Annotated in this window: 20 protein-coding genes and 1 tRNA gene; 15 read left to right on the top strand and 6 right to left on the bottom strand. The window is 68.6% G+C overall.

Annotated features, from left to right (window positions below):
* Positions 1-112: 112 nt before the first annotated feature.
* Positions 113-2,908, bottom strand: coding sequence for a DNA polymerase I (gene polA / locus RMP09_RS11700; RefSeq protein WP_310566143.1), 2,796 nt, complete (start codon positions 2,906-2,908; stop codon positions 113-115).
* Positions 2,909-2,978: 70 nt separating this feature from the next.
* Here polA and RMP09_RS11695 point away from each other — a divergent pair, with 70 nt between their 5' ends.
* The 4 genes from RMP09_RS11695 (at position 2,979) to RMP09_RS11680 (ending at position 6,054) form a co-directional block, all read left to right on the top strand.
* On the top strand, positions 2,979-3,305 hold the full coding sequence (locus tag RMP09_RS11695; RefSeq protein ID WP_310566142.1) for a hypothetical protein: 327 nt from the start codon (positions 2,979-2,981) through the stop codon (positions 3,303-3,305).
* A 19-nt stretch (positions 3,306-3,324) separates the two neighbouring features.
* Entirely contained in the window at positions 3,325-4,335 is a 1,011-nt protein-coding gene (locus RMP09_RS11690) for a homoserine kinase (RefSeq protein WP_310566141.1), read from the top strand.
* A 160-nt stretch (positions 4,336-4,495) separates the two neighbouring features.
* Positions 4,496-5,296, top strand: a complete 801-nt coding sequence (locus RMP09_RS11685) for a BPSS1780 family membrane protein (RefSeq protein ID WP_310566140.1) — start codon at positions 4,496-4,498, stop codon at positions 5,294-5,296.
* Entirely contained in the window at positions 5,293-6,054 is a 762-nt protein-coding gene (locus tag RMP09_RS11680) for an iron dicitrate transport regulator FecR (protein ID WP_310566139.1), read from the top strand. The genes RMP09_RS11685 and RMP09_RS11680 overlap by 4 nt, the downstream gene beginning before the upstream one ends.
* Before the next feature lie 78 nt (positions 6,055-6,132).
* On the opposite strand, the gene RMP09_RS11675 is transcribed toward RMP09_RS11680, so the two are convergent.
* Positions 6,133-8,094 carry a PhoX family phosphatase gene (locus RMP09_RS11675; protein WP_310566138.1) on the bottom strand — a complete coding sequence of 654 codons (1,962 nt, stop codon included), beginning with the start codon at positions 8,092-8,094 and terminating at the stop codon, positions 6,133-6,135.
* Between the two features lie 207 nt (positions 8,095-8,301).
* On the opposite strand from RMP09_RS11675, the gene RMP09_RS11670 reads away from it, so the two are divergent.
* The 3 genes from RMP09_RS11670 to RMP09_RS11660 all read left to right on the top strand — a co-directional run bounded on the left by RMP09_RS11670 (position 8,302) and on the right by RMP09_RS11660 (position 11,723).
* Positions 8,302-10,470, top strand: coding sequence for a PhoX family phosphatase (locus RMP09_RS11670; RefSeq protein WP_310566137.1), 2,169 nt, complete (start codon positions 8,302-8,304; stop codon positions 10,468-10,470).
* 167 nt (positions 10,471-10,637) lie between these two features.
* Positions 10,638-11,210 (top strand): phosphatase PAP2 family protein, encoded by a 573-nt coding sequence (locus RMP09_RS11665; RefSeq protein ID WP_310566136.1) that lies wholly within the window; start codon positions 10,638-10,640, stop codon positions 11,208-11,210.
* A 177-nt stretch (positions 11,211-11,387) separates the two neighbouring features.
* Complete coding sequence (locus tag RMP09_RS11660) at positions 11,388-11,723, top strand: hypothetical protein (protein WP_310566135.1); 336 nt, start codon at positions 11,388-11,390, stop codon at positions 11,721-11,723.
* Positions 11,724-11,731: 8 nt separating this feature from the next.
* On the opposite strand, the gene RMP09_RS11655 is transcribed toward RMP09_RS11660, so the two are convergent.
* Positions 11,732-11,896 carry a hypothetical protein gene (locus RMP09_RS11655; RefSeq protein ID WP_310566134.1) on the bottom strand — a complete coding sequence of 55 codons (165 nt, stop codon included), beginning with the start codon at positions 11,894-11,896 and terminating at the stop codon, positions 11,732-11,734.
* 71 nt (positions 11,897-11,967) lie between these two features.
* Here RMP09_RS11655 and RMP09_RS11650 point away from each other — a divergent pair, with 71 nt between their 5' ends.
* The 4 genes from RMP09_RS11650 (at position 11,968) to RMP09_RS11635 (ending at position 17,258) form a co-directional block, all read left to right on the top strand.
* On the top strand, positions 11,968-12,999 hold the full coding sequence (locus tag RMP09_RS11650; protein WP_310566133.1) for a M14 family zinc carboxypeptidase: 1,032 nt from the start codon (positions 11,968-11,970) through the stop codon (positions 12,997-12,999).
* Positions 12,996-13,778, top strand: coding sequence for an alpha/beta hydrolase (locus RMP09_RS11645; protein ID WP_310566132.1), 783 nt, complete (start codon positions 12,996-12,998; stop codon positions 13,776-13,778). The genes RMP09_RS11650 and RMP09_RS11645 overlap by 4 nt, the downstream gene beginning before the upstream one ends.
* Before the next feature lie 94 nt (positions 13,779-13,872).
* Positions 13,873-16,092, top strand: coding sequence for an esterase-like activity of phytase family protein (locus RMP09_RS11640; protein ID WP_310566131.1), 2,220 nt, complete (start codon positions 13,873-13,875; stop codon positions 16,090-16,092).
* Positions 16,093-16,256: 164 nt separating this feature from the next.
* Complete coding sequence (locus tag RMP09_RS11635; RefSeq protein WP_310566130.1) at positions 16,257-17,258, top strand: porin; 1,002 nt, start codon at positions 16,257-16,259, stop codon at positions 17,256-17,258.
* A gap of 150 nt (positions 17,259-17,408) precedes the next feature.
* On the opposite strand, the gene RMP09_RS11630 is transcribed toward RMP09_RS11635, so the two are convergent.
* Positions 17,409-19,838: a UvrD-helicase domain-containing protein gene (locus tag RMP09_RS11630; RefSeq protein WP_310566129.1), complete on the bottom strand. Its 2,430-nt coding sequence runs from the start codon at positions 19,836-19,838 to the stop codon at positions 17,409-17,411.
* Positions 19,839-20,061: 223 nt separating this feature from the next.
* On the opposite strand from RMP09_RS11630, the gene RMP09_RS11625 reads away from it, so the two are divergent.
* A complete protein-coding gene (locus tag RMP09_RS11625) occupies positions 20,062-21,039 on the top strand; it encodes a GMP reductase (protein ID WP_310566128.1) in 978 nt (325 codons plus the stop codon).
* A 211-nt stretch (positions 21,040-21,250) separates the two neighbouring features.
* Here the strand turns inward: RMP09_RS11625 and RMP09_RS11620 are convergent, their stop codons facing one another.
* Entirely contained in the window at positions 21,251-22,135 is an 885-nt protein-coding gene (locus tag RMP09_RS11620; protein WP_310566127.1) for an alpha/beta hydrolase, read from the bottom strand.
* Positions 22,136-22,250: 115 nt separating this feature from the next.
* Here RMP09_RS11620 and RMP09_RS11615 point away from each other — a divergent pair, with 115 nt between their 5' ends.
* The 3 genes from RMP09_RS11615 to RMP09_RS11605 all read left to right on the top strand — a co-directional run bounded on the left by RMP09_RS11615 (position 22,251) and on the right by RMP09_RS11605 (position 24,070).
* Entirely contained in the window at positions 22,251-22,934 is a 684-nt protein-coding gene (locus RMP09_RS11615) for a GntR family transcriptional regulator (RefSeq protein WP_310566126.1), read from the top strand.
* Positions 22,935-23,072: 138 nt separating this feature from the next.
* Positions 23,073-23,963 (top strand): NAD(P)-dependent oxidoreductase, encoded by an 891-nt coding sequence (locus RMP09_RS11610; RefSeq protein ID WP_310566125.1) that lies wholly within the window; start codon positions 23,073-23,075, stop codon positions 23,961-23,963.
* A 31-nt stretch (positions 23,964-23,994) separates the two neighbouring features.
* Positions 23,995-24,070 (top strand) — tRNA-Ala (locus tag RMP09_RS11605).
* Positions 24,071-24,126: 56 nt separating this feature from the next.
* Here the strand turns inward: RMP09_RS11605 and RMP09_RS11600 are convergent.
* The coding region (locus RMP09_RS11600; RefSeq protein WP_310566124.1) for a DEAD/DEAH box helicase at positions 24,127-25,771 on the bottom strand (1,645 nt) is incomplete at its 5' end.

The following is a 25,771-nucleotide window of genomic DNA, read 5'->3' as shown; positions in this document are numbered from 1 at the left end:
CATGCCCGAGGAGAAGCCAGACCAGCAGGCAGCGCGGAACCGGCTCCGCTGGGCCGCTGGTGCCGCCCCCCTGAGGGGAAGTGACGCCGCTGGCGGCGCGAGGGGGGCCCCTTTAGTGGGCTTTGTCCCAGTTCGGTCCCACGCCCACCTCGGCCAGCAGCGGCACCTTCAGCTGCGCCACGCCGGCCATCAGGCGCGGGATCTCGGTGCGCAGCCAGTCGACCTCGGCCTCGGGCACTTCGAACACCAGTTCGTCGTGCACCTGCATGATCATCCGGGTGCCTTTGCCTTGCTCGTCCAGGGCCTTTTGCACCGCCACCATGGCCAGCTTGATCAGGTCGGCCGCCGTGCCCTGCATGGGCGCGTTGATGGCCTGGCGTTCCAGCGCGGCCAGCTTGGCGCCCTTGGCGTTCTGGATGTCGGGCAGCACCAGCTTGCGGCCGAACACGGTTTCCACATAGCCCTGCTGTTTGGCCAGGGCGCGGGTGTCGTCCATGTACTGCTTGACGCCGGCAAAGCGGGCGAAATAGCGGTCGATGTAGGTCTTGGCGGCCGCGTTTTCGATGCCCAGCGACTTGGCCAGGCCGAAGGTGCCCATGCCGTAGATCAGGCCGAAGTTGATGGTCTTGGCGTAGCGGCGCTGCTCGCTGCTGACCTCGGCAGGCGTGATGCCGAACACCTCGGCCGCCGTGGCGCGGTGCACGTCCTGCCCTTCCTGGAAGGCGTTGAGCAGGGCCGTGTCGTCGCTCAGGTGGGCCATGATGCGCAGCTCGATCTGCGAGTAGTCGGCGCTGGCAATCACGTGGCCCGGCGCCGCCACGAAGGCTTCGCGCACCCGGCGGCCTTCGGCCGTGCGGATGGGGATGTTCTGCAGGTTGGGGTCGTTGCTGGACAGCCGCCCGGTCACGGCCACGGCCTGCGCATAGTGCGTGTGCACGCGGCCGGTGCGCGGCAGCGCGAGCTGGGCCAGCTTGTCGGTGTAGGTGCCCTTGAGCTTGATGAGGCTGCGGTGTTCCAGCAGCTTGGCCGGCAGCGGGTAGTCCTCGGCCAGTTTTTCCAGCACCTCTTCGTCGGTGCTGCGGGCGCCGGTCGCGGTCTTCTTGATGACGGGCAGGCCCAGCTTGTCGAAGAAGATTTCACCCAGCTGCTTGGGGCTGCTGAGGTTGAAGGGCTGGCCGGCAATTTCGTAAGCCTCCTGCTCCAGCGCGAAGATGCGCTGGCCCAGTTCGTGGCTCTGTTTGGCCAGCGTGGGCGCATCGATCAGCACGCCATTGCGCTCAATGCGGTACAGCGCTTCGCTGCTGGCGATCTCCAGTTCATAGATGTACTTCAGCTTGGCGTCGGCTTCGATCTGCGGCCAGAGCACGCGGTGCACGTCCAGGGTCTGGTCGCTGTCTTCGCACGAGTATTCGGCGGCCTTGGCCACATCGACCTGGGCGAACGGGATCTGGTGCGCGCCCTTGCCGCACAGGTCTTCGTAGCTGATGCCGCTGCGGCCCAGGTGGCGCTCGGCCAGGCTGGACAGGCCGTGCGGCTTGTGCACTTCGAGCACGTAGCTCTGCAGCATGGTGTCGTGCACGTAACCCTGCACCTCGATGCCGTGGTTGGCGAAGACGTGGCGGTCGTACTTGATGTGCTGGCCGAGCTTGTGCCTGGCCGGGTTTTCCAGCCAGGGTTTGAGCCGGGCCAGCACCGCGTCCAGCGGCAGTTGCTCGGGCGCATCCGGGCCGGCGTGCATGAGCGGGATGTAGGCGGCTTCGCCCGGCGTCACGCTGAAACTGATGCCCACGATCTGCGCCACCATTTCGTCGAGCGAGGTGGTTTCGGTATCGATGGCGGTCAGTTCCGCGGCGTCGATCTTCGCCAGCCAGCGGTCGAAGGCTTCCCAGGTCAGGATGGTGTCGTAGGCCAGGTTCGACGCCCGTGGGGGCTCGGCCGCCGGCTCGCTGAACAGATCGTGGGTGGCGCCGGGCGCCGGGGCAGGCGCGGCAACGGGCGCGGCCGCTTCCCCGCCCCCCAGCGCCTTGGCCAGGCCCTTGAAGCCGTAGGTGTCGTAGAAGCTGCGCAGCGGTTCTTTCTGCGGCTCGGCCATGCGCACCGCGTCCAGCGCGGGCAGACCGGGCACCCAGCCGTTCAGGTCGCAATCGGTCTTGATGGTCAGCAGCTGGCGGCCGGTGGGCAGCCAGTCCAGCGCCTTGCGCAGCTTCTCGCCCACAGCGCCTTTGACCTGGTCGGCCTGCGCGACCAGGGCGTCCACCGAACCGTATTCCTGCAGCAGCTTCACGGCGGTCTTGGGGCCCACGCCCTGCACGCCGGGCACGTTGTCGACCTGGTCGCCCACCAGCATCTGGTAGTCCAGCATCAGGCGCGCGGGCACGCCAAACTCGGCCTCCACGCCGGCCAGGTCGCGCCGCTTGCCGCTCATGGTGTCGATGATGGTGATGTGTTCGTTCACCAGCTGCGCCAGGTCCTTGTCGCCGCTGCTGATCAGCACCTCGATGCCCTGGCGGGCGGCCACCACGGCCAGCGTGCCGATCACGTCGTCGGCCTCCACGCCAGGCACGTCCAGCACCGGCCAGCCCGAGAGCCGCACCACCTCGTGGATGGGAACGATCTGGCTGCGCAGGTCGTCCGGCATGGGGCTGCGCTGGGCCTTGTACTCGGGGTAGATCGCGTCGCGGAAGGTCGGGCCCTTGGCGTCGAACACGCAGGCCGCATACGTCGACGGGTAGTCGTTCAGCAGCTTCTGCATCATGTTGATCATGATGCGGATGGCGCCGGTCTTGAGCACCGTGCCGTCGGACAAGGTGGTGCTCATGGACTCGCCGCCGGCGAAGAAGGCACGGTAGAGGTAGCTGGAGCCGTCGACGAGCAGCAGGCGCGGGGTGGGCGGGGTTTGTGCGGACATGGGGGCGATTGTCGGGGATGTGCCACCCCTCCGCAGGCGCGGCCAGGGGCGGCCTGCCTACAATCCCGGCATGCCCTGCACCCTTGCCCCCCGCCTCCCGTTGTTCGCCGCCACGCTCGTGCTGTGCGCCAGCGCAGCCCTGGCCCAGCCCGCGGCGCAGCCGGCCCCCCCGGCCGACACCGACACGGTCGAGCCGCGCATCGAACGCATCCAGCACGAAGACGCGCTCACCCGCGTGGACGAGCTGCGCGTGGCCGGACAGACACGCAGCATCACGGTGCAGCCCAAGAACGGCGCCCCCGCCTACGAGGTGGCGCCCGCCACCGGTGGCGAAGACCCCAACACCACGCGCAACGGCAGCACCGGCAAGAGCCGCTGGCGCCTGCTGGATTTCTGATTCCCCCTTCCCCGATCCCATGGCCGTCTACACCGAAGTCCCGTTTGCGCAAGCCGCTGCCCTCATCGAACGCCTGAACCTGGGCGTGCTGACCGACCTGCGCGGCATCCAGGGCGGCATTGAAAACACCAACTATTTCGTCACCTGCGAGCAAGGCGGCACCACGCAGGAACACGTGCTCACCGTGTTCGAGCGCCTGAGCTTCGAACAGCTTCCTTACTACCTGCAGTTCATGAAGCACCTGGCGGGCAAGGGCATTCCGGTGCCCGAACCGGCGGCCGACGCGCAGGGCAGCCTGCTGCACACGCTGCAGGGCAAGCCCGCCGCGGTGGTGGACAAGTTGCAAGGCAAGAGCAACCTGGCGCCCGGGGTTGAACACTGCCGCGCCGTGGGCGACATGCTCGCGCGCATGCACCTGGCCGGGCGCGACTTCGCCCTGAGCCAGCCCAACCTGCGCGGCCTGCCCTGGTGGAACGAGACCGTGCCGGTGGTGCTGCCGCACCTGAGCGACGCGCAGCGCGCCCTGATCCGCACCGAACTGGCCTACCAGAACCACGTGGCCGCCAGCCCGGCCAGCGCCGCCCTGCCGCGCGGCCCGGTGCACGCCGACCTGTTCCGCGACAACGTGATGTTCGACGGCGAACAGCTCACCGGCTTCTTCGACTTCTACTTCGCCGGCCACGACAGCTTCCTGTTCGACCTGGCGGTGTGCCTGAACGACTGGTGCATCCGCCACGCGGCCGACGAGACCGACGGCCAGCACGACGAGGCCCGCGCCCAGGCCATGCTGACCGCCTACCAGGCGGTGCGCCCGCTCACGGCGGCCGAACGGCAGCTGCTGCCGGCCATGCTGCGTGCCGGCGCGCTGCGTTTCTGGCTCTCGCGCCTGTGGGACTGGCACCTGCCGCGCGAGGCCAGCATGCTCCAGCCGCACGACCCCACCCATTTCGAACGCGTGCTGCGCCACCGCGTGGACCAGGCGGCCACGCTGGCCACCGCCCTGCTCGACGGCGAGGCGCTGACCGCATGAAACCCGCCCCCACGCTCTCTTCGTTCGCTGCCCCCCGAGGGGGCGCGTCATTGCCTTCGGGCGGCCGGGCGGCAATGGCAGACACAGCCCCCACGCTCTCTTCGTTCGCTGCCCCCCGAGGGGGCGCGTCATTGCCTTCGGGCGGCCGGGCGGCACTGACATGAAACTCCACATCGTTCCCGCCCGCACCGGCCTGGCCTGGGTGCGCCTGGGTGTGCGCACCTTCCTGCGCCAGCCCCTGGCCCTGGGTGGGCTGTTCTTCATGTTCATGGGCACGGTGTCGGTGCTGTCGGCGGTGCCGCTGATCGGCCCCGCGCTGGCGCTGGTGCTGGTGCCCGCCGCCACGCTGGGCCTGATGGCGGCCAGCCGCGAGGCCGACGCCGGGCGCTTCCCCATGCCGCTGACGCTGGTGACCGCCTTTCGCGAAGGGCCCCAGCGCAGCAAGGCCATGCTGGCGCTGGGCGCTGGGTACGCGGGGACGATCCTGCTGCTCATGCTGCTGGCGGCGCTGCTGGCCGGCGGCGGCGAGGCCGCGCCGGCCCTGAACGATGGCGAAGTCACACCCGAGGCGGTGCGCGCCGCCTTCTCGGGTGGCGAGGTCTGGTTGATGCTGCTGCTCTACCTGCCGGTGCTGGCGGCCTTCTGGCACGCGCCGGCGCTGGTGCACTGGCACGGCGTCAACCCGGTCAAGAGCCTGTTCTTCAGCCTGCTGGCCTGCTGGGCCAACAAGGGCGCCATGCTGGTGTTCATGGCCGGCTGGGTCGCGGTGTTCGCTGCGGTGGGCCTGGTGCTGAGCCTGCTGGCCAGCCTGCTGGGCAGCGCCACGGCCATGCAGGTGGTGCTGTACCCGCTGGTGCTGCTGATGGCCGCCATGTTCCACACCTCGATCTGGTTCACCTTCCGCGACAGCTTCCTGGACGAGGAAGCGTCCCCCCACACCACCACCGGAGACAGCGCATGACCCCGCACACCCTGCAAGGCCGCAGCGAGGCCGAAGTCACCTGGTTCCAGCGGCGCGAAGCCGTCGCCGCGGCGGGCGCCTGGCTGGCACTGGGCGGCTGGGGCACGGCCCAGGCGCAACAACGCAGCAACGTGGTGGAGTTCGTGGGCGACATCCTGCTCAACGGCCGGCGCATGCTGCCGCAGCAGACGGTGCAGACCGGCGACCAGATCCAGACCGGACCCGGCTCGCGCCTGGTGTTCGTCATCGGCAACGCGGCCTTCCATGTGCGGCAGAACTCGCGCCTGAGCGTCGAGCGCGGCGCCACGCTCAACGCGGTGAGCCTGCTGCGCCTGCTCACGGGCGCGGTGGTCAGCGTGTTCGGCCGCGGCGGCCACCGCAGCATCAGCACGCCCACGCTGACGGCGGGTATCCGCGGCACCGGCGTCTACACCGAGGTGATGGACGACCAGGGCGGTCGCAGCTATTTCTGCAACTGCTACGGCACGGTGGACGTGACCTGTGGCCCGGACCGCCTGGTGTCCACATCGAGCTACCACCAGAGCTTCTGGGGCGAGCCGGCGGCGCGCAACGGCCGCTTCATCCGCCCGGCCAACGCCATCAACCACACCGACGAGGAGCTGGAGTTCCTCGCCCGCCTGGTCGGCCAGCGCACGGCCTGGGAGATTGCCGGCCGCAAGGGCGTGAAGGACGGCAAGGGCTACATGCACGACCAGGCCGGCCAGATGCACCCGGCGATGACGATGCCGGTGCGCTGAGCACGCCCCACAGAAAACGAGCCCGCACCGGAACGCCGGTGCGGGCTCTTTTTCATGGCGGGCGCCCCGCCTCGGCCATCAGCTGCCGATCACGCCACCGTCGTCCTTGGTGATGATGACCGTGGCCGAGCGCGGCAGTGCGGTGCCGCCTTGCGGCCAGTGGCTGTTGCCGCCTTCACCCGGGTGCTGGATGTTGATGAACAGGGTCTTGCTGTCCGGCGTGAAGGTCAGGCCCGTCACCTCGCATTCCTTGGGGCCGACGAAGAAGCGACGGATCTCCTTGGTGGTGGGGTCGGCGCAGAGCATCTGGTTGTTGCCCTGACCGGCGTAGTCGCCCGTGTTGCTGTACGAACCGTCGGTCTGGATCCACAGGCGACCGGTGGCGTCAAAGCCCAGGCCATCGGGACTGTTGAAAGTGTTGTCGACGGTGACGTTGGACGAACCGGCTTTCAAGGCCGTTTGCGGGTCGGCATCCGTTGCGCTGTACACGGTCGGGTTGCCGGCCAGCACGAACAGGTCCCACTCGAAGGTCAGTGCCGTCGGGTTGCCACCCGCCTCGCGCCAGCGCACGATCTGGCCGTAGCGGTTGGCCGCGCGCGGGTTGGCGTCGTCGACATTGGCCAGCGCACGACCGGAGTTGTTGGTCAACGTGACGTACACCTCCTGGGTCTGCGGATGCACGCTCACCCATTCCGGGCGGTCCATCGGCGTGGCGCCCAGCATGTCGGCGGCCAGACGGGTGTTGACCAGAATCTCCGCCTGCGAGGCATAGGCAGACAGGGCCGGGTTGCTGGTGGTCATGGGCAACCACTCGCCGGTGCCCATCATGTCGCCGCTGGCGGTGCCGGCGGCGAACTTGGCCACATACAGCGTGCCGCTGTCGAGCAGGTTGCGGTTGTTGACGAGGTTGCCTTCAACGTAGGTGCCGGTGCTGACGAACTTGTAGATGTAGTCGTTGGCCTGGTCGTCCCCCATGTAAATCACCACGCGCCCGTCGGCGGCGATGGCATAGGCCGCGTTCTCATGCTTGATGCGGCCCAGGGCGGTGCGCTTCTTGGGAGTGGAGGTCGGGTCGAACGGATCGATCTCGACGATCCAGCCGAAGCGGTTGGCTTCGTTGGGTTCCTTCTGCCAGTCGAAGCGGTCGAAATATTCTTCGTACTTGCGCGACGTACCGTTGTTGTCCAGGCCATAGCGGGTCTGGTTGGTGTTGCGCAGGGCACCGGGGCTGGCGGTGTTGGTGGTGCCGAAGTACTGGTTGAAGTTCTCTTCGCAGGTGAGGTAGGTGCCCCAGGGCGTCCAGCCGTTGCCGCAGTTGTTGAGCGTGCCGAACACGGCGGTGCCGGTGGGGTCGGCAGTGGTCTGCAGCAGGGCATCGCCGGCAGCAGGGCCGGTCAGCTGCATCAGCGTGTTGCCGGTGATGCGGCGGTTGTAGCTGGAATCGGTCACGATGGCCCACACACCGGCGGTGCGCTTGATGTGCACCACGCTCACGCCGTGGGCGTTGAGGTCCTTGTTGGCGTCGTCCAGGCTGTTGACGGCGCCGCCGTCAGCGTTGAACAGGTACTGGGTGTTGGTGTACTCGTGGTTCATCACCAGCAAACCCTCTTCGCTGCTGCCGCTGATGGCGAAGTAGTGGATGCCGTCGTGGTTGTCGCCCATCTGGCGGGCCTGGGCCGCCGCGTCTTCACTGGCATCGCCAGCCCAGGTCGATCCCGCACCGCTGGAGAACAGCGGCGTGCCCCAGGGCGCGAACACGGTGGCGGTGTAACCCGGCGCCACGCTCACGGCGTCGTCGGTGGAGATGGCAATGCCGGTGAAGCCCAGTAATTCGGCATCGCTCGACCCACCGCTGGCGGGGGCGTCGTCACCACCGCCGCAGCCCGTGAGGCCGGCGGAAAGGAACGCCACGGCAGCAGCACCCACACCGGTCTTGAGCAGAAAGCCGCGACGGCTCACCGCGCGTTGCACCACGCTCTGGAAGTGTTCGTTGTGGCTGAGATTGGTGGGCAGGTCTTCGCTGTCGATCAGGTGCGTCATGTGTGTTTCCTTGTGGGCAGAAAGAGGAGGTTTCAAGCCGCCAGAGCGTAAGAACACCATGTGAAACAGCGATGACGTTTTGATGCCAAACACATGGCAAAGGTGCGCGGCGCGAGCACCACACAAACGTCACCACTTCGTCACAGGCCCGTCATCTGCGATGCCGACACTGCGCGCGTCTCCCAACACTTTCAGAGATCGCACCCCATGACCCACGCCCCCGTCCCCACCACCGACTTCAACATCGAAGACTCCAACCCCACCGCCAACCCCAGCATCGCGCAGGTGCTGGACGCGCGCCTGAGCCGCCGCGGCCTGCTGCGCGGCGCCGTGGGCGCGGCCAGCGTGGGCACGCTGGCCGCCACCGGCCTGAGCGGTTGCGCCACGGCAGGGGCCTCGCTGCCCGCGGCCGCGTCGCAACTGGGCTTCAACCCGGTGGCCAAGAGCCTGGCCGACGCCGTGGTGGTGCCCGAGGGCTACACCGCGCAGATCGTCTACGCGCTGGGCGACCCGCTGACCGCCGGCACGCCCGCCTTCAAGAACGACGGCACCGACACCGACTTTGCCAACCGCGCCGGCGACCACCACGACGGCATGGAGTGGTTCGGCCTGGACGCCCAGGGCCAGCCCTCGGCCACGGCTTCACTGCGCGGCCTGATCGCGATGAACCACGAGGCCACCACCGACGAAAAGCTGTCGTCCTTCTTCATCCACGCCAATGGCGGCACCGCCACGCTGCCGCGACCAGCCGCCGAGGTGGACAAGGAACTGATGATCCACGGCCTGAGCGTGGTCGAACTGCAGAGCGACGGAAAGCAATGGGCCTACAAGCCCGGCTCGGCCTTCAACCGCCGCGTGACCACCATCACCGAAGCCGCCATCCACGGCGCCGCCCGCGGCAGCGAGCACCTGGTGACCCAGTACGACGCCACCGGCACCAAGGCCCGCGGCACGCTGAACAACTGCGGCGCCGGCCGCACGCCCTGGGGCACCTATGTGTCGGGCGAAGAGAACTGGTTCGGCTACTTCTTCCGCGACGCCAAGGACGACGACGCGCGCAAGAAGGACAAGCAGGTGCAAGGCCTCAAGCGCTACGGCCGCAAGGCCGGCGAAGCCAGCCGCCACGGCTGGGAAAGCGCCGGCGCCGCCGACCAGTACGCACGCTGGAACAACAGCGCCATCGGCGCCAGCGCCAAAGACGACTACCGCAACGAGATGAACACCTTCGGCTATGTGGTCGAACTCGACCCGTACGATCACAAGGCCGTGCTGCGCAAGCGCACCAGCCTGGGCCGCATGGGCCACGAGAACATCACCTTCGCCCGCGCGGTGGCCGGTCAGCCGGTGGTGGCTTACATGGGCGACGACGCGCGTGGCGAGTACATCTACAAGTTCGTGTCCAACGCGAAGTGGGACGCGGCCGACGCCAGCGCCGCCAACCGCCTGGCCGCCGGTGACAAGTACCTGGACCAGGGCACGCTGTACGTGGCGCGCTTCAAGGAAGACGGCAGCGGCCAGTGGCTGGAACTGTCCCTGGACAACCCGGTCATCGCCAACAGTTCGTACTTCGAGTTCAAGACCGCTGCCGACGTGGCCGTCTTCACCCGCCTGGCCGCCGACGCGGTGGGCGCCACCCGGATGGACCGCCCTGAGTGGGCCGGCGTGAACCCGAAGAACGGCGAGGTCTACATCACCCTGACCAACAACAGCAAGCGCACCGTCGAGACCACCGACAGCGCCAACCCGCGCGTCTACACCGACCTGAAAGGCAGCAAGGAACAGAAGGGCAACGTCAACGGCCACATCGTCCGCCTGGCCGAAAAACAGCCGCACGACAGCAGCTTCCGTTGGGACATCTACCTGTTCGCATCCGAAGCCGGTGCCGACCGCGGCAGCGTCAACCTCTCGGGCCTGACCGAAGAGAACGACCTGTCCTCGCCCGACGGCCTGGTGTTCAGCAAGGCCAGCGGCATCTGCTGGATCGAGACCGACGACGGCGCCTTCACCGACAAGACCAACTGCATGCTGCTGGCCGCCCTGCCCGGCCGCCTGGGCGACGGTGGCGAGAAGACCCTGACCTACGGCGAAAAGCAGGTGCGCACCCACGTGGGCAAGGCGCAGACCAGCGCCAGCTTCAAGCGCTTCCTGGTCGGCCCCAAGGGCGCCGAGATCACCGGCATCACCGAAACGCCCGACGGCCGCGCGCTGTTCATCAACATCCAGCACCCGGGTGAGAACACCAAGATGGCCGATGTGAACGACCCGTCCAGGTTCGAAAGCCGCTGGCCCGCCAACGCCGGCTACGGCGCCGGCCAGCGCCCGCGCTCGGCCACCATCGTGATCACCAAGAAGGACGGCGGCGTGGTGGGAGCCTGATCCGTCACGGCGGAGGGAACACCCCGTTCTCGGGGCTCGGAGCGACCTGCGGGTCGCTCTTTTTTTGGGCTGGACTGAGGGATGTCACGGCAGTTTCACGCGAACGTCATGACCCTCTCACAACGTGTGGCGAAGCTGGGCGTTTTCCACGCCGACACCCCATGGCCATGAACCTCCGCCCCGCTGCGCAAGCGACCGTCACAGCGCCGACCTTGTCCATCTGGCAGGCCCTGGACCTGCGCCTGTTCGCCTGGGTGGGCGGTGGACACGCGGCCCACCCGCGCACGCTGGCGCTGGCCTGCGCGCTGGGCCGCTGGAGCTGGGTGCCGCTGCTGGCCCTGATGGCGTCGGCGGCGCTGCTGCACGACGGGTCCGCAGGCCTGTGGGTGCTGGCGCAATGCCTGGCGGTGGCGGCACTGGTGCAACTCGCCAGCAAGCGGCTGGCGCGCCGCTGGTGCGCCAGCCGCCCCTTCATGCGGGGCCTGAGCCCCAACCACCTGCGCCACAGCGCGCGCGGCGGGTTCCCCAGCACCCACGCCACCGTCATGGGCGCGGTGCTGGGCTTCATGGCGCTGCAGCTGCCGGCCGGCGACCCCGCGCTCGCGGGCATGGCGCTGACGGTGGCGGCCACCGGCTGGGCACGCGTGTACGCCGGCGCGCACTTCCCGCTGGACGTGCTGGCGGGCCTCGCCTTCGGGAGCCTCAGCGGTGCACTGCTGGCCGCGGCCTGGGGGGTCTGATGACCGGTGCAACGGCGCTGGCGAGGCGGCGACCCACCCCGTCAGCGCAACGTCATTCAACTGCCATGGTTCTGTCACGGAATCCGGAGGGTGCTCCGATATGCTCGGTCCATGCCATGTACATCCATCGTTTGCATGGCGCCCGTTCCAAAAACCGTTGAGAGAAAGAGCCACGCCATGCGAGCCCTGAAACAAGCCCGAAAGCTGATCGAAAAAAAGCCCGAGTCCCCGGCCGCGCAGGCGCTGTCGACACTGGTCGTGGCGCTGGAGTCGGAAACCCCGTTCACGCTGCACCAGCTCTACCAGCTCGACTACGACAGCTTCGAGCTCGCGCTGGATGTGCTCAAGGAATGGCGCCTGGACCGTTACTACAGCTCCAAGGTTCGTTTGCTGGACCTGTCGGTGCAGGTCGAAGCGATGCGCGAGGGCGACAAGGCCCGGGCCGCCGCCGTGCCCGCCAAGGCCGCGCCGGCCGCTGCCGCTGCTGCTGCCGCCCCGGCGGCCAAGGTCTGAAGCGGCGTTTACGGCCCGTTCACGCCGGCATGATCGCGCCCCACCAGCCGCCGGCGCTGCAGGGCCCAGAACTCCAGCAAGCCCGCCACCACGCCACACACCAGCACACCGGCCTGCACCAGCCGGCGGTGTGCGGAACGTGGGCGATGGTGCGCCAGGGGTGACAGCTTCATGGGTGGTGTCCCGTCCGGTGAGATGACCCCCGACCTTAAGGGCCTGCTGTGACAGTCCCGTGTCGCCCGCGATGACCCCTCCCCCTGGCCCCCCACCGCTGCCCGAGCTGCATTGGCTCGAACAGCTCATCGAGCGCGGCCACCCCCACCTGCAGGCGCGGGAGATGCGCCGCATCCACGTGCCCGGCGGGCCCAGTTTTCCGGTGCACGCCATCACCCTCGGCAACCCGGACCCCGCACTGCCCGCCGTGGGCTACTTCGGCGGCGTGCACGGGCTCGAACGCATCGGGGCCGAGGTGGTCATCGCCTTCCTGCAGAACATCGTCACCCGGCTGGCCTGGGACACCGGCCTGCACCGCCTGCTCGAACAGGTGCGCCTGGTGTTCATGCCCATCGTCAACCCCGGCGGCATGTGGGCCGCCACGCGCGCCAACCCGCGCGGCGTGGACCTGATGCGCAACGCACCGATCGACGCCCGCGAGCGCGTGCCCTACCTGCTGGGCGGCCAGCGGCTGAGCGCCGGTCTGCCCTGGTACCGCGGCCGCCTGGGCGATCCGCTGGAGGCCGAGAGCCAGGCGCTGTGCGAGCTGGTGCAGGCCGAACTGCTGGGCCGGCCGTTCAGCATCGCGCTGGACTGCCACTCGGGCTTTGGCATCAGCGACCGGCTGTGGTTTCCCTTTGCCCACACGCGCGAGCCCATGCCGCACCTGGCCGAGGTGCAGGTGCTCAAGACCCTCTTCGATCAGTCGCACAGCCACCACCCCTACATCATCGAACCGCAGAGCGCGCAGTACCTGGCGCACGGCGACCTGTGGGACCACCTCTACCTGCAGGCCTGCGAGAACACCGGGCGCACCTTCCTGCCGCTGACGCTGGAGATGGGCTCGTGGCTGTGGGTCAAGAAGAACCCGCGCCAGCTGTTCTCGCGCAAAGGCATCTTCAACCCGCAGATCGGTCACCGGCAGCAGCGCGTGCTGCGGCGGCACCTGGCGCTGCTGGACTTTCTGGCGCGCGCAGCGAGCAGCCACGAGCGTTGGCGCCCGCCGTCCGACGACCGCGCACAGCACCACGCGCAGGCCCTGGCGCAGTGGTTCCCGACATGAACCCGGCGCCCCTCCCATCCCCGGCACCCACCTGGGTGCTGCTGCGCGGACTCACGCGCGAAGCGGCGCACTGGGGCAGCTTCCCCAGCGTGTTCCAGCAAACGCTGCCCGGCGCGCAGCTGCACCTGCTGGACCTGCCAGGCAACGGCGCGCGCCACGCCGAACGCAGCCCCGCCACCGTGGACGCCCTGGTGGCCGACGTGCGCGCACAGATCGCACAGCGCGACATCGCCACGCCGGTGCAGGTGCTGGCCCTCTCGCTGGGCGCCATGGTGGCCGCGCAGTGGGCACACACCGCGCCGCACGAACTGGCCGGGGCCGTGCTGGTCAACACCAGCCTGCGGCCTTTCAGCCCCCTGCACCACCGCCTGCAAGTGTCCAACTGGCCGCGCGTGCTGCGGCTGGCGCTGGGCCGCCCCACGCCCGACGCGGCCGAGCGCCTGGTCTGGCAGATGACCAGCCGGCAACGCACGGTGGACGAGGATGTGATCGCCACCTGGGTGAGCGCGCGCCGACAACACCCTGTGCGCGGCGCCAACGCCCTGCGCCAGCTGCTGGCCGCCGCGCGCTACCGGGCACCGGCGCAGGCCCCGGCCGTGCCCTTGCTGTTGCTGGCCGGCGCGGGCGACCGGCTGGTGGACCCGCGCTGTTCACACGCCCTGGCGCGGGCGTGGCAGGCCCCGCTGCGCGAACACCCGCACGCCGGCCACGACCTGCCGCTGGACGACCCGCATTGGTTGGCCCAACAGGTGCGCGACTGGCTTGGCCAACGGGCCTGAACGCCACCCCGAAGCGCTGCACCCCGGCGCCGTCACGGCAACGACACATGCGCGCCATACGCTGCGCGCGCCCGTGTCCACTTTTGCCACCCCCATGAACACCCTGCGCCTCTGCACGCTGGCGGCCGCCCTGGTCGCCAGCTTCACCCTGCCCTCACCCGCCCCGGCCCAACCGACGGCTGCACCTCGCGGCCCGTTCGCCCTGGTCCACCACCTGCCGGTGGATGGCGTGGCCGAGATCGTGACCGCCACGCCCGACGGCCTGACCCTGCTCTACACCAGCGCCGACGCCGGCGCGCTGGGCCTGGTGGACATCACCGACCCGGCCCGGCCGCTGCCGCTGCCGCGCGTGGACGTGCGCATCGGCGGCGTCGGCGAGCCCACCTCGGTGGCCATCAGCCCCGACGGGCGTTACGCCGTGCTGGCCCTGCGCATGGGCGACGACGTGGCCAACCCACGCCGCGGTTTCCTGCGGGTCTACGACATCCGCGACCCGCGCGCGGTCCAGCACGTCAAGGACATCCTGGTCGGCATCGGCCCCGACTCGCTGGCCCTGGCCGGCCACGGCCAGACGCTGCGCGCCATCGTCGCCATCGAAGACGAAGAAACCGATGCCGAGGGCGACGCCACGCTGGACGGCCGGCGCCCCGGCCGCATCGACGTGGTGGGCCTGCAGGACCTGTACGGCGGCGCCAGTACAGGCCTGCAATCCATCGAACTGCTGGACGCGCTCCAGGCCCTGCCCGGCGCGGTCTACCCCCGGGACCTGCAACCCGAGTTCGTTGCGATCTCGCCCGACGGCCGCACCGCCGCCGTGACGCTGCAGGAAAACAACGCCATCGCGCTGATCGACCTGCGCCCGCCGCGCCAGGCCCGTCTGCTGCGCGTGCTGTCGGCCGGCACCGTGGTGCGCAACGGCAACGCCGACCTGCGCAAAGACAAGGAGATCGCATTCAAAGACAGCTTCACCGGCCGGCGCGAACCCGATGCGGTGACCTGGGTGTCGAACGCGGTGTTCGCGCTGGCCAACGAAGGCGACGGCAAGAAGGGCCCGGACGGCACGCTGCCGGGCGGCCGCGGCTTCACGCTGATGAACACACGAGGCGAGGTGGTGTTCGACAGCGGCGACCAGACCGAACGCCACGCGCTGCAGTTCGGCCATTACCCCGACAAGCGATCTGCATCCAAGGGGGTGGAGGTCGAGGGCGTCACCACCGGCCGCTTCGGCGGCCAGCCCTACCTGTTCGCCGGATCGGAGCGCGGCTCCTTCCTGGACGTGTACGAGGTGAGCGCCCCGAAGCGGCCGCGCTTCGTGCAGCTGCTGCCCACCGGCCTGTCGCCCGAGGGCATCACCACCGTCACGCGCCGGGCCGATGGCCAGCAACTGGTGGTGAGCGCCAACGAGGTCGAGGGCTCGCTCAACTTCTACCGCTTCCACGCCCGCGGCGCGCCGGCCGGCGATCCGCAGATCGTGGCGCGCGATGCGGCCCTGCCCTGGGGCGCCCTCTCGGGCCTGAGCACCGACGGCATCCACCTCTACGCCGTGCCCGACAACGCGTTTGCCCAGTCGCGCATCTGGCGGCTGAACATGGCCGACGCCGCGCAGGGCCGGGTGGTGATCGACCAGGTGACGATGCTGACGGAAGCCGACGGCCAGCCTGTGCAGCTGGACCCCGAAGGCATCGCGCGCGTGGCCGACGGTTTCTGGGTCGTGTCCGAAGGCAAAACGGTGGCGGACAACACCCTCATCAAGGTCAACGCCGCCGGCGTGGTGCAGCAGCGCGTGAAACTGCCCGCCGACGTGCAGGCCCGGTTCGCCAGCGCCAAGACCAGCACCGGCTACGAAGGCGTGGCCGCCAGCGCCGACGGCCAGACGCTCTACATGGCGGTGCAGCGCGGCTACGACCTGAGCAAACCGCAGGCGGCCATCCTCAAGCTGCACCTGCCGACCATGACCTGGACCAGCGCGCTGTACCCGCTGGAACAGCACAGCCGGGATGCCAAGACCTACTGGATGGGGCTGTCCGAGATCCAGCTCACCCCCGACGGCCGCCTGCTGCTGCTCGAACGCGACAAGGGCGGCGGCGAGGCCAAGGCGATCCACGCCGAGGTCAAGCGCATCTACAGCGTGTCCGCGGCCGACGTGGTGGACGGCGCGGTGCTGAAGAAGACCCTGGTGAAGGACCTGCGCCGCGACTTCGAATGGCTGCATGAAAAAGCCGAAGGCATGGTCGTTTTCCAGGGTGACGTCTGGGTCGTGAACGACAACGACGGCGCTGGCTGGACCCGCCTGCTCAACGCTGGCAGGCCTTGATGAAACCGCTGTGACAGCGGTTGCTGCTTCCGAAACTGTAGCGAAGCGGAAACACTGTCACAGAACTGTTATGCCCCGCCGGTGAAATACAGGCACCTGCTTGCCAGCGGCATCAGGCGGGGCGCCAGCCCCCACCGTTCCAACAATCTCCACAAGGAAAATCCATGAAAAAGAGCCTCATTGCTCTGGCCGTTCTGGCCGCTTCCGGCGCCACGATGGCCCAATCCTCCGTCACCGTGTATGGCCGCGTGGACGCGTCCGTCGGCAGCATCGACAAGATCGTTGGCGGCAGCGACACCAAACTGTTCTCGGGCGGCGACGTCGGCCTGACCACCCCGCGCCTGGGCTTCATGGGCGTCGAAGACCTGGGCGGCGGCCTCAAGGCCACGTTCAAGCTCGAACAGCGCATCAACCTCGACACCGGTGATCTGCAAACCCCTTCGTTCAAGGGTGAGACCAGCGTCGGCCTGTCCGGTGGCTTCGGTGCCGTGCGCCTGGGTCGCATGACCACCTCGTTCGACGACGCACGCGCCGTGTCGAACAAGTTCAACGTGTTCGACTCCAACGGTTTCACCCCCACCGGTGCCGTCCTCAAGACCAGCAGCGACCCCAAGACGAAGAACTCGGACTACAGCAGCCGCGCCAACGGCATGGTCCGTTACGACAGCCCCAGCTTCGGTGGTGTGTACGGTTCTTTCTCGCACGCCTTCGAGCAGACCGCTGGTGCCGATGACACCGTCACCAGCCTGATGCTGGGCTACAAGGACGGTGGCCTGAACGTGGCACTGGGCTTCCAGGACGAGAAGACCAAGCAGGAATACACCCAGCTGGCCGCCTCGTACGACTTCGGCTCCTTCGCCCTGTCCGGCGGCTACAGCACCCGCAAGGCCGACGCAGCCGCCAACGGCAAAGACACCGAATACAACCTGGGCGTGGAAGTGCCCTTTGGTGCCGTCAAGGTGTCTGCCGGCTACGCTTCGAGCGAAACCAAAATCAGCGGCGCCAAGGCCAACGAATCGTCGGGCTTTGGTCTGGGAGCCAAGTACGCCCTGTCCAAGCGCACCAGCCTGTACGGCGGCTACAGCAAGGTCTCTGAAGAGAATGCGGCTGGCGTGAAGAGCGCGGACACCAAGATCTTCGCCGTCGGCGTGCGCCACGACTTCTGATCGTGCACAGACGGCCCCGCATGCCGCGGGGCCGCTTTTTCTCCCTTGATCTCCAAGGTTGCGCAGTTCGCGTGAGCGATCAGAGGCTGAGCAACTGTTTCACAACCACCGGTGCGTCAGCACCGGTGGTTTTTTTGCGTGGGATGTCGCTCAGTCGTCCACCGGCGTGAGCTTGGCCACGCTCAGCGCCAGCCACTTCACGCCGTGGCGGCTGAAGCTCACCTGCGCCCGCGCATCGGTGCCCGCGCCTTCGAGCGCCAGCACCTTGCCTTCGCCGAACTTGGTGTGGAAGACCTTCTGCCCGGTGCGGATGCCGATGCCGCGGTCGGGCTCGGCCGCCTTGGGCGGCGGGCTGCCGCTGCCGGTGGACAGGAAGCCCGGCGACCAGCCCGGCTGGGCGCCGCGCGCTGCGCCACCACCATAGGCACTGCCCCGGCTGGCGCCCCAGGGCGCACCGCCGCCGCCCGCGCTCCCGCCGCCACCCCAGGCCGGCTGCTGGGGCGTGAGCCATTTCAGGCAGGCCTCGGGCAGCTCGTCGAAGAAACGGCTGCGCATGTTGTAGCGGGTCTGGCCGTGCAGCATGCGCGTCTGCGAATGGCTGAGGTACAGGCGCTGGCGCGCGCGGGTGATGGCCACGTACATCAGGCGGCGTTCTTCCTCCAGCCCGTCGCGGTCGCTCATCGCGTTCTCGTGCGGGAACAGGCCCTCTTCCAGCCCGGTGATGAACACGCAGTTGAATTCCAGCCCCTTGGCGGCGTGCACCGTCATCAGCTGCACCGCGTCCTGGCCGGCCTGGGCCTGGTTGTCGCCCGACTCCAGCGCGGCGTGCGTGAGAAAGGCCACCAGCGGGCTGAGGGTCTCGCCGGTTTCGGCGTCGGGGGTCAGCGGAGGGATGGCCTCGTCCAGCACCGGTGCGTTCGGATCCAGCCCCTGGCTCACGGGGCTTTGCGTCAGGCCGGCACCGTGCTCGTCCACCGGCAGCGCCACGGCCTCGCGGCCGAAACCTTCCTGCATCACGAAGCTCTCGGCCGCGTTGACCAGCTCCTCCAGGTTCTCCACCCGGTCTTCACCCTCGCGTTCGGCGCGGAAGTGTTCGATCAGGCCGCTCTTGTCCAGCACCAGCTCGATGATCTCTTTCAGGGTCATGCCCTGGGTGCGCTCGCGCAGCACGTCCAGCAGCGCGACGAAGTTGCCGATGGCCGCGCCGGCCCGGCCGGTCACGCCGCTCACGGCGTCGTGCAGCGAACAGCCGCTGGCCCGCGCCACGTCCTGCAGCTGCTCCACGCTGCGCGCACCGATGCCGCGCGGCGGGAAGTTCACCACGCGCAGGAAGCTGGTGTCGTCGTGCGCGTTCTCCAGCAGGCGCAGGTAGGCCAGCGCGTGCTTGATTTCGGCGCGCTCGAAAAAGCGCAGTCCGCCGTAGACGCGGTAAGGCATGCCGGCGTTGAACAGGGCGGTTTCGACCACGCGGCTTTGCGCGTTGCTGCGGTAGAGCACGGCCATCTCGCTGCGCGCCATGCCTTCGCGTTCGAGCTGTTTCATCTCGTCCACCATCCACTGCGCCTCGGCGAAATCGCTCACCGATTCGGACACCCGCACCGGTTCGCCCGCGCCCGCATCGGTGCGCAGGTTCTTGCCCAGGCGGCGGCTGTTGTGGCCGATGAGTTCGTTGGCGGTGTTGAGGATGTTGCTGGCGCTGCGGTAGTTCTGCTCCAGCTTGATCTGGTGCTGCACCTGGAACTCGCGCACGAAGTCGGTCATGTTGCCCACACGCGCACCGCGGAAGGCGTAGATGCTCTGGTCGTCGTCGCCCACCGCAAACACCGCGTTGCCGGGCACCGGCAGCCCTTCGATGGGGGGCGACGAGAACATCTTGATCCAGGCGTACTGCAGGCGGTTGGTGTCCTGGAACTCGTCGATCAGGATGTGACGGAAGCGCCGCTGGTAGTGCACGCGGATCGGGTCGTTGTCGCGCAGCACCTCGTAGCTGCGCAGCATCAGCTCGCCGAAATCGACCACGCCTTCGCGCTGGCACTGCTCTTCGTACAGCTGGTAGATCTCGACCTTGCGGCGCGTCTCGTCGTCGCGCACCACCACGTCGCGCGGGCGCTGGCCGTCTTCCTTGCAGCCGCTGATGAAGTACTGCAGCTGCTTGGGCGGAAAGCGCTCGTCGTCGACGTTGTGCTGCTTGCACAGGCGCTTGATGGCCGAGAGCTGGTCCTGCGTGTCCAGGATCTGGAAGGTCTGCGGCAGGTTGGCCGCCTTGTAGTGGGCGCGCAGCAGCCGGTTGCACAGGCCGTGGAAGGTGCCGATCCACATGCCGCGCACATTGACCGGCAACATGGCCGAGAGCCGCGTCATCATCTCCTTGGCCGCCTTGTTGGTGAAGGTCACGGCCATGATGCCGCCCGGCCCCACCTGCCCGCTCTGCAGCAGCCAGGCGATGCGGGTGGTGAGCACCCGGGTTTTGCCCGAACCGGCCCCAGCCAGGATGAGCGCGTGCTCGGGTGGCAGGGTGACGGCGGCGGCCTGCTCGGGGTTCAGGCCGGCGATCAACGGGGTGGGGTCTTCAAACAGCATCCGGGGATTGTAGGAAGCGGCCCGCCATATGGCCCGACGTATAGCCATCATATGGCCCCAGACACCCCCACGGCGGGTGGCATCGGCCTAGAATCAATCACCGGGCCCAAGCAATTGCGCCCGGTTTCTTTTTTCCGGCTCCGGAATCAAGCGCCGGCCAGTTCCAAGCGCCTTTTCATCAACCCACCCCGCCGTGCAATGCGGGGGTGACTGAAAGGCCCACATGGAAATCTTCGACTACGACAACATCCTGCTGCTGCCGCGCAAATGCCGCGTGGAAAGCCGCAGCGAGTGCGACCCCTCCATCACATTCGGCGGCCGGCGCTTCAAGCTGCCGGTGGTGCCCGCCAATATGAAGACGGTGCTGGACGAGTCCATCAGCGAGTGGCTGGCCGCCAACGGCTACTTCTACGTGATGCACCGCTTCGACTTGGACAACGTGGCCTACGCGAAGCGCATGCGCGAGAAGGGCCTGTTCGTCTCCATCAGCTCGGGCGTGAAGGCGCCGGACTACGACGTGATCGACCGCCTGGCCGCCGACGGCGTGGGCGCCGACTACATCACCATCGACATCGCGCACGGCCACGCCGAAAGCGTGCGCCTGATGATTGAGCACATCAAGAAAAAGCTGCCGCAGGCCTTCGTGATCGCCGGCAACGTGGCCACGCCCGAGGCCGTGATCGACCTGGAAAATTGGGGCGCGGACGCGACCAAGGTGGGCGTGGGCCCGGGCAAGGTCTGCATCACCAAGCTCAAGACCGGCTTTGGCACCGGCGGCTGGCAGCTGTCGGCGCTGAAGTGGTGCGCGCGCGTGGCGACCAAGCCCATCATCGCGGACGGCGGCATCCGCCACCACGGCGACATCGCCAAGAGCGTGCGCTTCGGCGCGACCATGGTGATGATCGGCTCGCTGTTCGCGGGCCACGAAGAATCACCGGGCCAGACGGTCGAGGTCGACGGCAAGCTCTACAAGGAGTACTACGGCTCGGCCAGCGACTTCAACAAGGGCGAGTACAAGCACGTCGAAGGCAAGCGCATCCTCGAACCCGTCAAAGGCAAACTGGCCGACACGCTGCGCGAGATGCAGGAAGACGTGCAAAGCTCGATCAGCTACGCCGGCGGCACCCAGCTGGCCGATCTGAAGAAAGTGAACTACGTGATCCTCGGCGGCGAGAACGCCGGCGAGCACCTGTTTATGTAACCCCCCGCGCCGCCTGCGGCGTCACCCCCCAAGGGGCGGCACTGGCGGCCCGGCAAAGCCGGTTCCGCGGTGCCCTGGAACAACTCCCCCTCGTATATCAACCTGGCCTGAGCGCGTGTCCTTTTCAGGGATGCGGTGGAACCGGCTCTGCCGGGCCACTCGCATCGCCCCCCTTGAGGGGGTGACGCGCGCAGCGCGGCGCAGGGGTGGGCTAAATGTCCAGCATCTGCAGCGCCAGCCGGTGCAGCCGGTGCCGCGGCTCGACCAGGGCGTCGACCACGCTGAAGTGGTTGCGCCCCGGCATCTCTTCGCACACCGGCACCGCCTCGTCGCCCCAGGCCTGGCGGATCAGGCGGTTCTGGCGGCGGAACTCGTCGCTCTCGTCCCCTCCCACCACCGACACCAGCACCCCGCGCCCCTCGCCCACATCGGGCGCGGGCATGCCGGCGGGGCTGGCCTTGAGCGCGTCGGCCGGCGTCAGCCCCAGGGCGTCGCGGATGAACGGCGCGTGGCGCAGCGGCTCCAGGTCGTACAGGCCGGAGATGGACAGCGCGTCCTTGACCAGATCGGGCGGCAGGTCCGGAGCCACCTGCTGCCACGCACAGTTGAGCAACAGGGCCGCCAGGTGCCCACCGGCCGAATGCCCCACCAGCGTGATGCGTTGTGGGTCACCGCCGTGCACCGCGATGTGGCGGTAGACCCAGGCCAGGGCCTGCACCATCTGCAGCACGATGTCCGGCACGGTCACCGCCGGGCACAGCGCGTAGTTGGGCACCACCACGCAGGCGCCCTTTTTCACGAACGGCGCGGCGATGAAGCTGTGGTCGGACTTGTCCAGGGCGCGCCAGTAGCCGCCGTGGATGAACACCAGCACCGGGGCCGGCGCTGTGTCGGGGCGGGGCGGCGCCGGAAAGATGTCCAGCGTCTCGCCCGGGCCATGACCGTAGGCCACATCGACCAGCCCGCCCAGGCGCTGCCGCGCCGCGGCCGAATCGCGGGCCCAGCGTTCGAGGATCGCCCCGTGTTCGGGCACCAGCGCGCGGTTGTTGTACTGGGTGTCCAGCCAGGCCGGGTCGAAAGAGGTGGTGGCGTTCATGCAAAACATTGTGTCACGCGGGTTTTGGCGACCCGGCGGCGGGCGCGACACCCCGATCCGCTGACACAGCCGCCGATTTGATGTATTCTGTATACAGAGTACAGAGAGCCCACCCATGACCGCCCAACTGCTGCAGCTGACCACCGCGCCCGACCTGGCCGACCAGGTCTACCGTGCGCTGCTCGACGCCATCAGCGAAGGTTCGCTGGCGCCCGGCCAGCGCATCACCCAGGAAGAACTGGCCGAACAACTGGCCGTCTCGCGCCAGCCGGTGATGCAGGCGCTGCGCCTGCTCAAGAAAGACGGCTTCGTGCAGGACGCCCCGGGCCGCGGCCTGCAGGTCACGCCGCTGGACCCACGCTGGCTGGTCCAGGTGTACGAGGTGCGCGGCGCGCTGGACACCCTGGCCGTGCGCCGCGCCGCCGAGCGCCGCACGCGGCTGGATCCGGCGCTGTTCAGCCGTGGACGCGATGCCGTGGCACGCGGCGACGTCAAGGCCATGATCGACGCCGACCTCGCCTTCCACAGCGCGCTGTACCAGGCGGCCGGCAACCCGCTGATCGAGCAGAGCGCGCTGCTGCACTGGCAGCATATCCGCCGCGCCATGGGTGAGGCGCTGCAGAGCTCGGCCCTGCGCGAGCCGGTGTGGGACGAACACGAGGCGATCGCACTGGCCGTGGCGCAAGGCGACGCCGAGCGCGCCGAGGCGCTGATGCGCCGACACAGCGAGCAGGCCAGCGCCCACTTGGCCGAACAACTGGGCGGGGTCGCCGCAACCGACAACTCCGTGGTTCGTTGAACCACTTTGCGCGGACGCCGGGCCGCAAGCCTGGCGTCCGCTTTTTTCTGCAGCTTGCAGCCAGCTGAACACCACCCGGCAGCAAGGCTGCCCCCGCCCTACACTGACCGCCCCTCACCCCAGACGCCGTTTGTTGCCGTGACCCTCACCACCCCACGCCCCATCCTCGCCGTGCTCGGCATCGGCATGATGGGCCACCCCATGGCCCGCCGCCTGTGCGAAGCGGGTTTCACCGTCCACGCCTGGAACCGCTCGCGAGCCAAGGCCGAGCGCCTGCAGCCCTTCGGCGCGCAGGTGCACGACACGCCCGCGCAGGCCGCCGCCGCGGCCGATCTCGTGATCACCCTGCTCGAAGACGGCCGCGCGGTCGAAGACGTGCTGTTCCAGCAAGGCACCACCAGCGGCCTGCGCGCCGGCACCCTGGTGGTGGACATGTCCTCCATCCAGCCACGCCAGGCGCGCGACCACGCCGCGCGGCTGGCCGCCATGGGCGTGCAGCACCTGGACGCCCCGGTCTCCGGCGGCACCGTGGGCGCCGAAGCGGGCACGCTGGCCATCATGGCCGGCGGCAAACCGGCCGACTTCGAACGCGCGCAATCGGCTTTTGCGGTGCTCGGCCGCGCCACCCTCGTCGGCCCCACCGGCGCCGGCCAACTGGCCAAACTTGCCAACCAGATGATTGTGGGCATCACCATCGGCGCGGTGGCCGAGGCCCTGCTGCTGTGCGAACGCGGCGGCGCCGACATGGGCAAGGTCCGGCAGGCCATCACCGGCGGCTTCGCCGACAGCCGCATCCTGCAGGTGCACGGCCAGCGCATGGTGGACCGCGACTTCGCCAAACGTGCGGCCATCACGGTGCAGCTCAAGGACATGCGCAACGCCGTGGCCACGGCCGGCGAGATCGGCTTTGACGCGCCCATCACCACCTTGTTTGAAAAGCTCTACGCCGAAGCGGCCGAGCACGGCCTGTCGGACCTCGACCACTCGGCCCTGTTCATGGAACTGGCCAGCCGCAACGGCATGTGCTGAAACGCTGCACGGCGCTAGAATCCGCCCACGTGGGGACGTAGCTCAGCTGGGAGAGCGTCGCGTTCGCAATGCGAAGGTCGGGAGTTCGATCCTCCTCGTCTCCACCAAAAAACAAAAAAGCCGCTGTGTTCACAGCGGCTTTTTTCATGGCGAGATCAACCGATCAGCGCGGCGTGCGGCGGGCCATCGGACGCGACGGAGCGCCTTCCGAACGACGCTGTGGTGCGTCGCCGCGCGGAGCGCCGCGGTCGAAGCTGCCGCGGTCGGCGAAGCGGTCACCGCCACGATCGGCAAAACGGTCGCCACCACGGTCAGCACCCTTGTCGGTGCGGCCGAAGCTGGAGAAGCCAGCATTGGCGCGCGGCGCCGGGCGGCCCTGGGGACGGTCACCGAAACCACCACGACCGGCGGCCGGGCGCTGGTCACCACGGTTGTCACCGCGCGGATCAAAGCGGGTGTCCCCACGGTTGTCGAAACGCGCGTCGCCACGCGGCTGCTCGAACCGAGGCTGCTCGAAACGGGGTTCACCACGGCCTTCGAAGCGCGGCGCGTCGCCACGGCCTTCGAAACGCGGGCCGCGCGGTGCCGGCGCGCCACGGCGGTCACCGCCGAAGCGGTCGTTGCCACCACGGCCGGCCGGACGGCCACCGCGACCAAACGGCTCGGCTTGCGGCGGGCGCTGGCGCGGCTCCAGGCCGGCCACGGTTTCCACGGCAATGCGCTGGTGCGTGAAGGCTTCGATGTCGAAGATCTTGCGGCGGTCGCGGAACTCGGCCAGCGTGACGGCCAGACCGTCGCGACCGGCACGGCCGGTGCGGCCGATGCGGTGGGTGTAGTCCTCGGCCTTCATCGGCAGGCCGAAGTTGAAGACGTGGGTGATGGTGGGCACGTCGATGCCGCGAGCGGCGACGTCGGTGGCCACCAGGAACTGCACCTGACCACCACGCAGTGCCATCAGGCGGCGGTTGCGAATGCCCTGGCTCAGGGCACCGTGCAGCGCCACGGCGGCAAAGCCAGCCTGCTGCAGGTCAGTCGCCAGACCGTCGCATTCGACCTGCGTGCTGCAGAACACCACGGCCTGGTCGATCGTGGTGTCGCGCAGCCAGTGGTCCAGCAGCTTGCGCTTGTGGTCGGCGTTGTCGGCCCAGAACAGCACCTGCTTGATGTTGGCGTGCTGCTCTTGCGGGGTGTCGATCTGCACCTTCTGCACGTGCTTGCCACCGTCGTGCATCACGCGCATGGCCAGTTGCTGGATGCGCGGCGCGAACGTGGCACTGAACATCATGGTCTGCTGGCGCTGGGCGGTCAGGTCGTTGACTTCGGCCAGGTCGTCCGAGAAGCCCAGGTCCAGCATGCGGTCGGCTTCGTCCACCACCAGGAAGCGCACCTGGTCGAGCTTGAGCTGCTGCGAGCGCTGCAGGTCCAGCAGACGGCCGGGGGTGGCGACCACGAGGTCGGCGTTCTGCAGCTTGGCGATCTGCACCTGGTAGGGCATGCCGCCCACCACGTTGGCGATGCGCAGGCCGCGGCAGTGGCGCACCAGCTCGATGGCGTCGTGCGCCACCTGCTGGGCCAGTTCGCGCGTCGGGCACAGCACCAGGGCGCCGGGCGTGGCGGCCTTGAAGTGGCGCGGGTTGGTCGGGTCCTTGCGCTTGGTGCGCTTGGGAGCCGGCTCGCCATTGGCCAGTGCGTCGGCGGTGGCCTGCTCGAACGCCAGGCGTTCTTCTTCGGCGGCAGCGGCCTGCTGTTGCAGCAGGGTGTGCAGCACGGGCAGCAGGAAGGCGGCGGTCTTGCCGCTGCCGGTCTGG

It is taken from the genome of Hydrogenophaga sp. (assembly GCF_031426985.1).
Taxonomy (GTDB): domain Bacteria; phylum Pseudomonadota; class Gammaproteobacteria; order Burkholderiales; family Burkholderiaceae_C; genus Hydrogenophaga.
The sequence above is the reverse complement of the archived record's forward strand: the minus strand, read 5'-3'. Positions and strand labels throughout refer to the sequence as shown.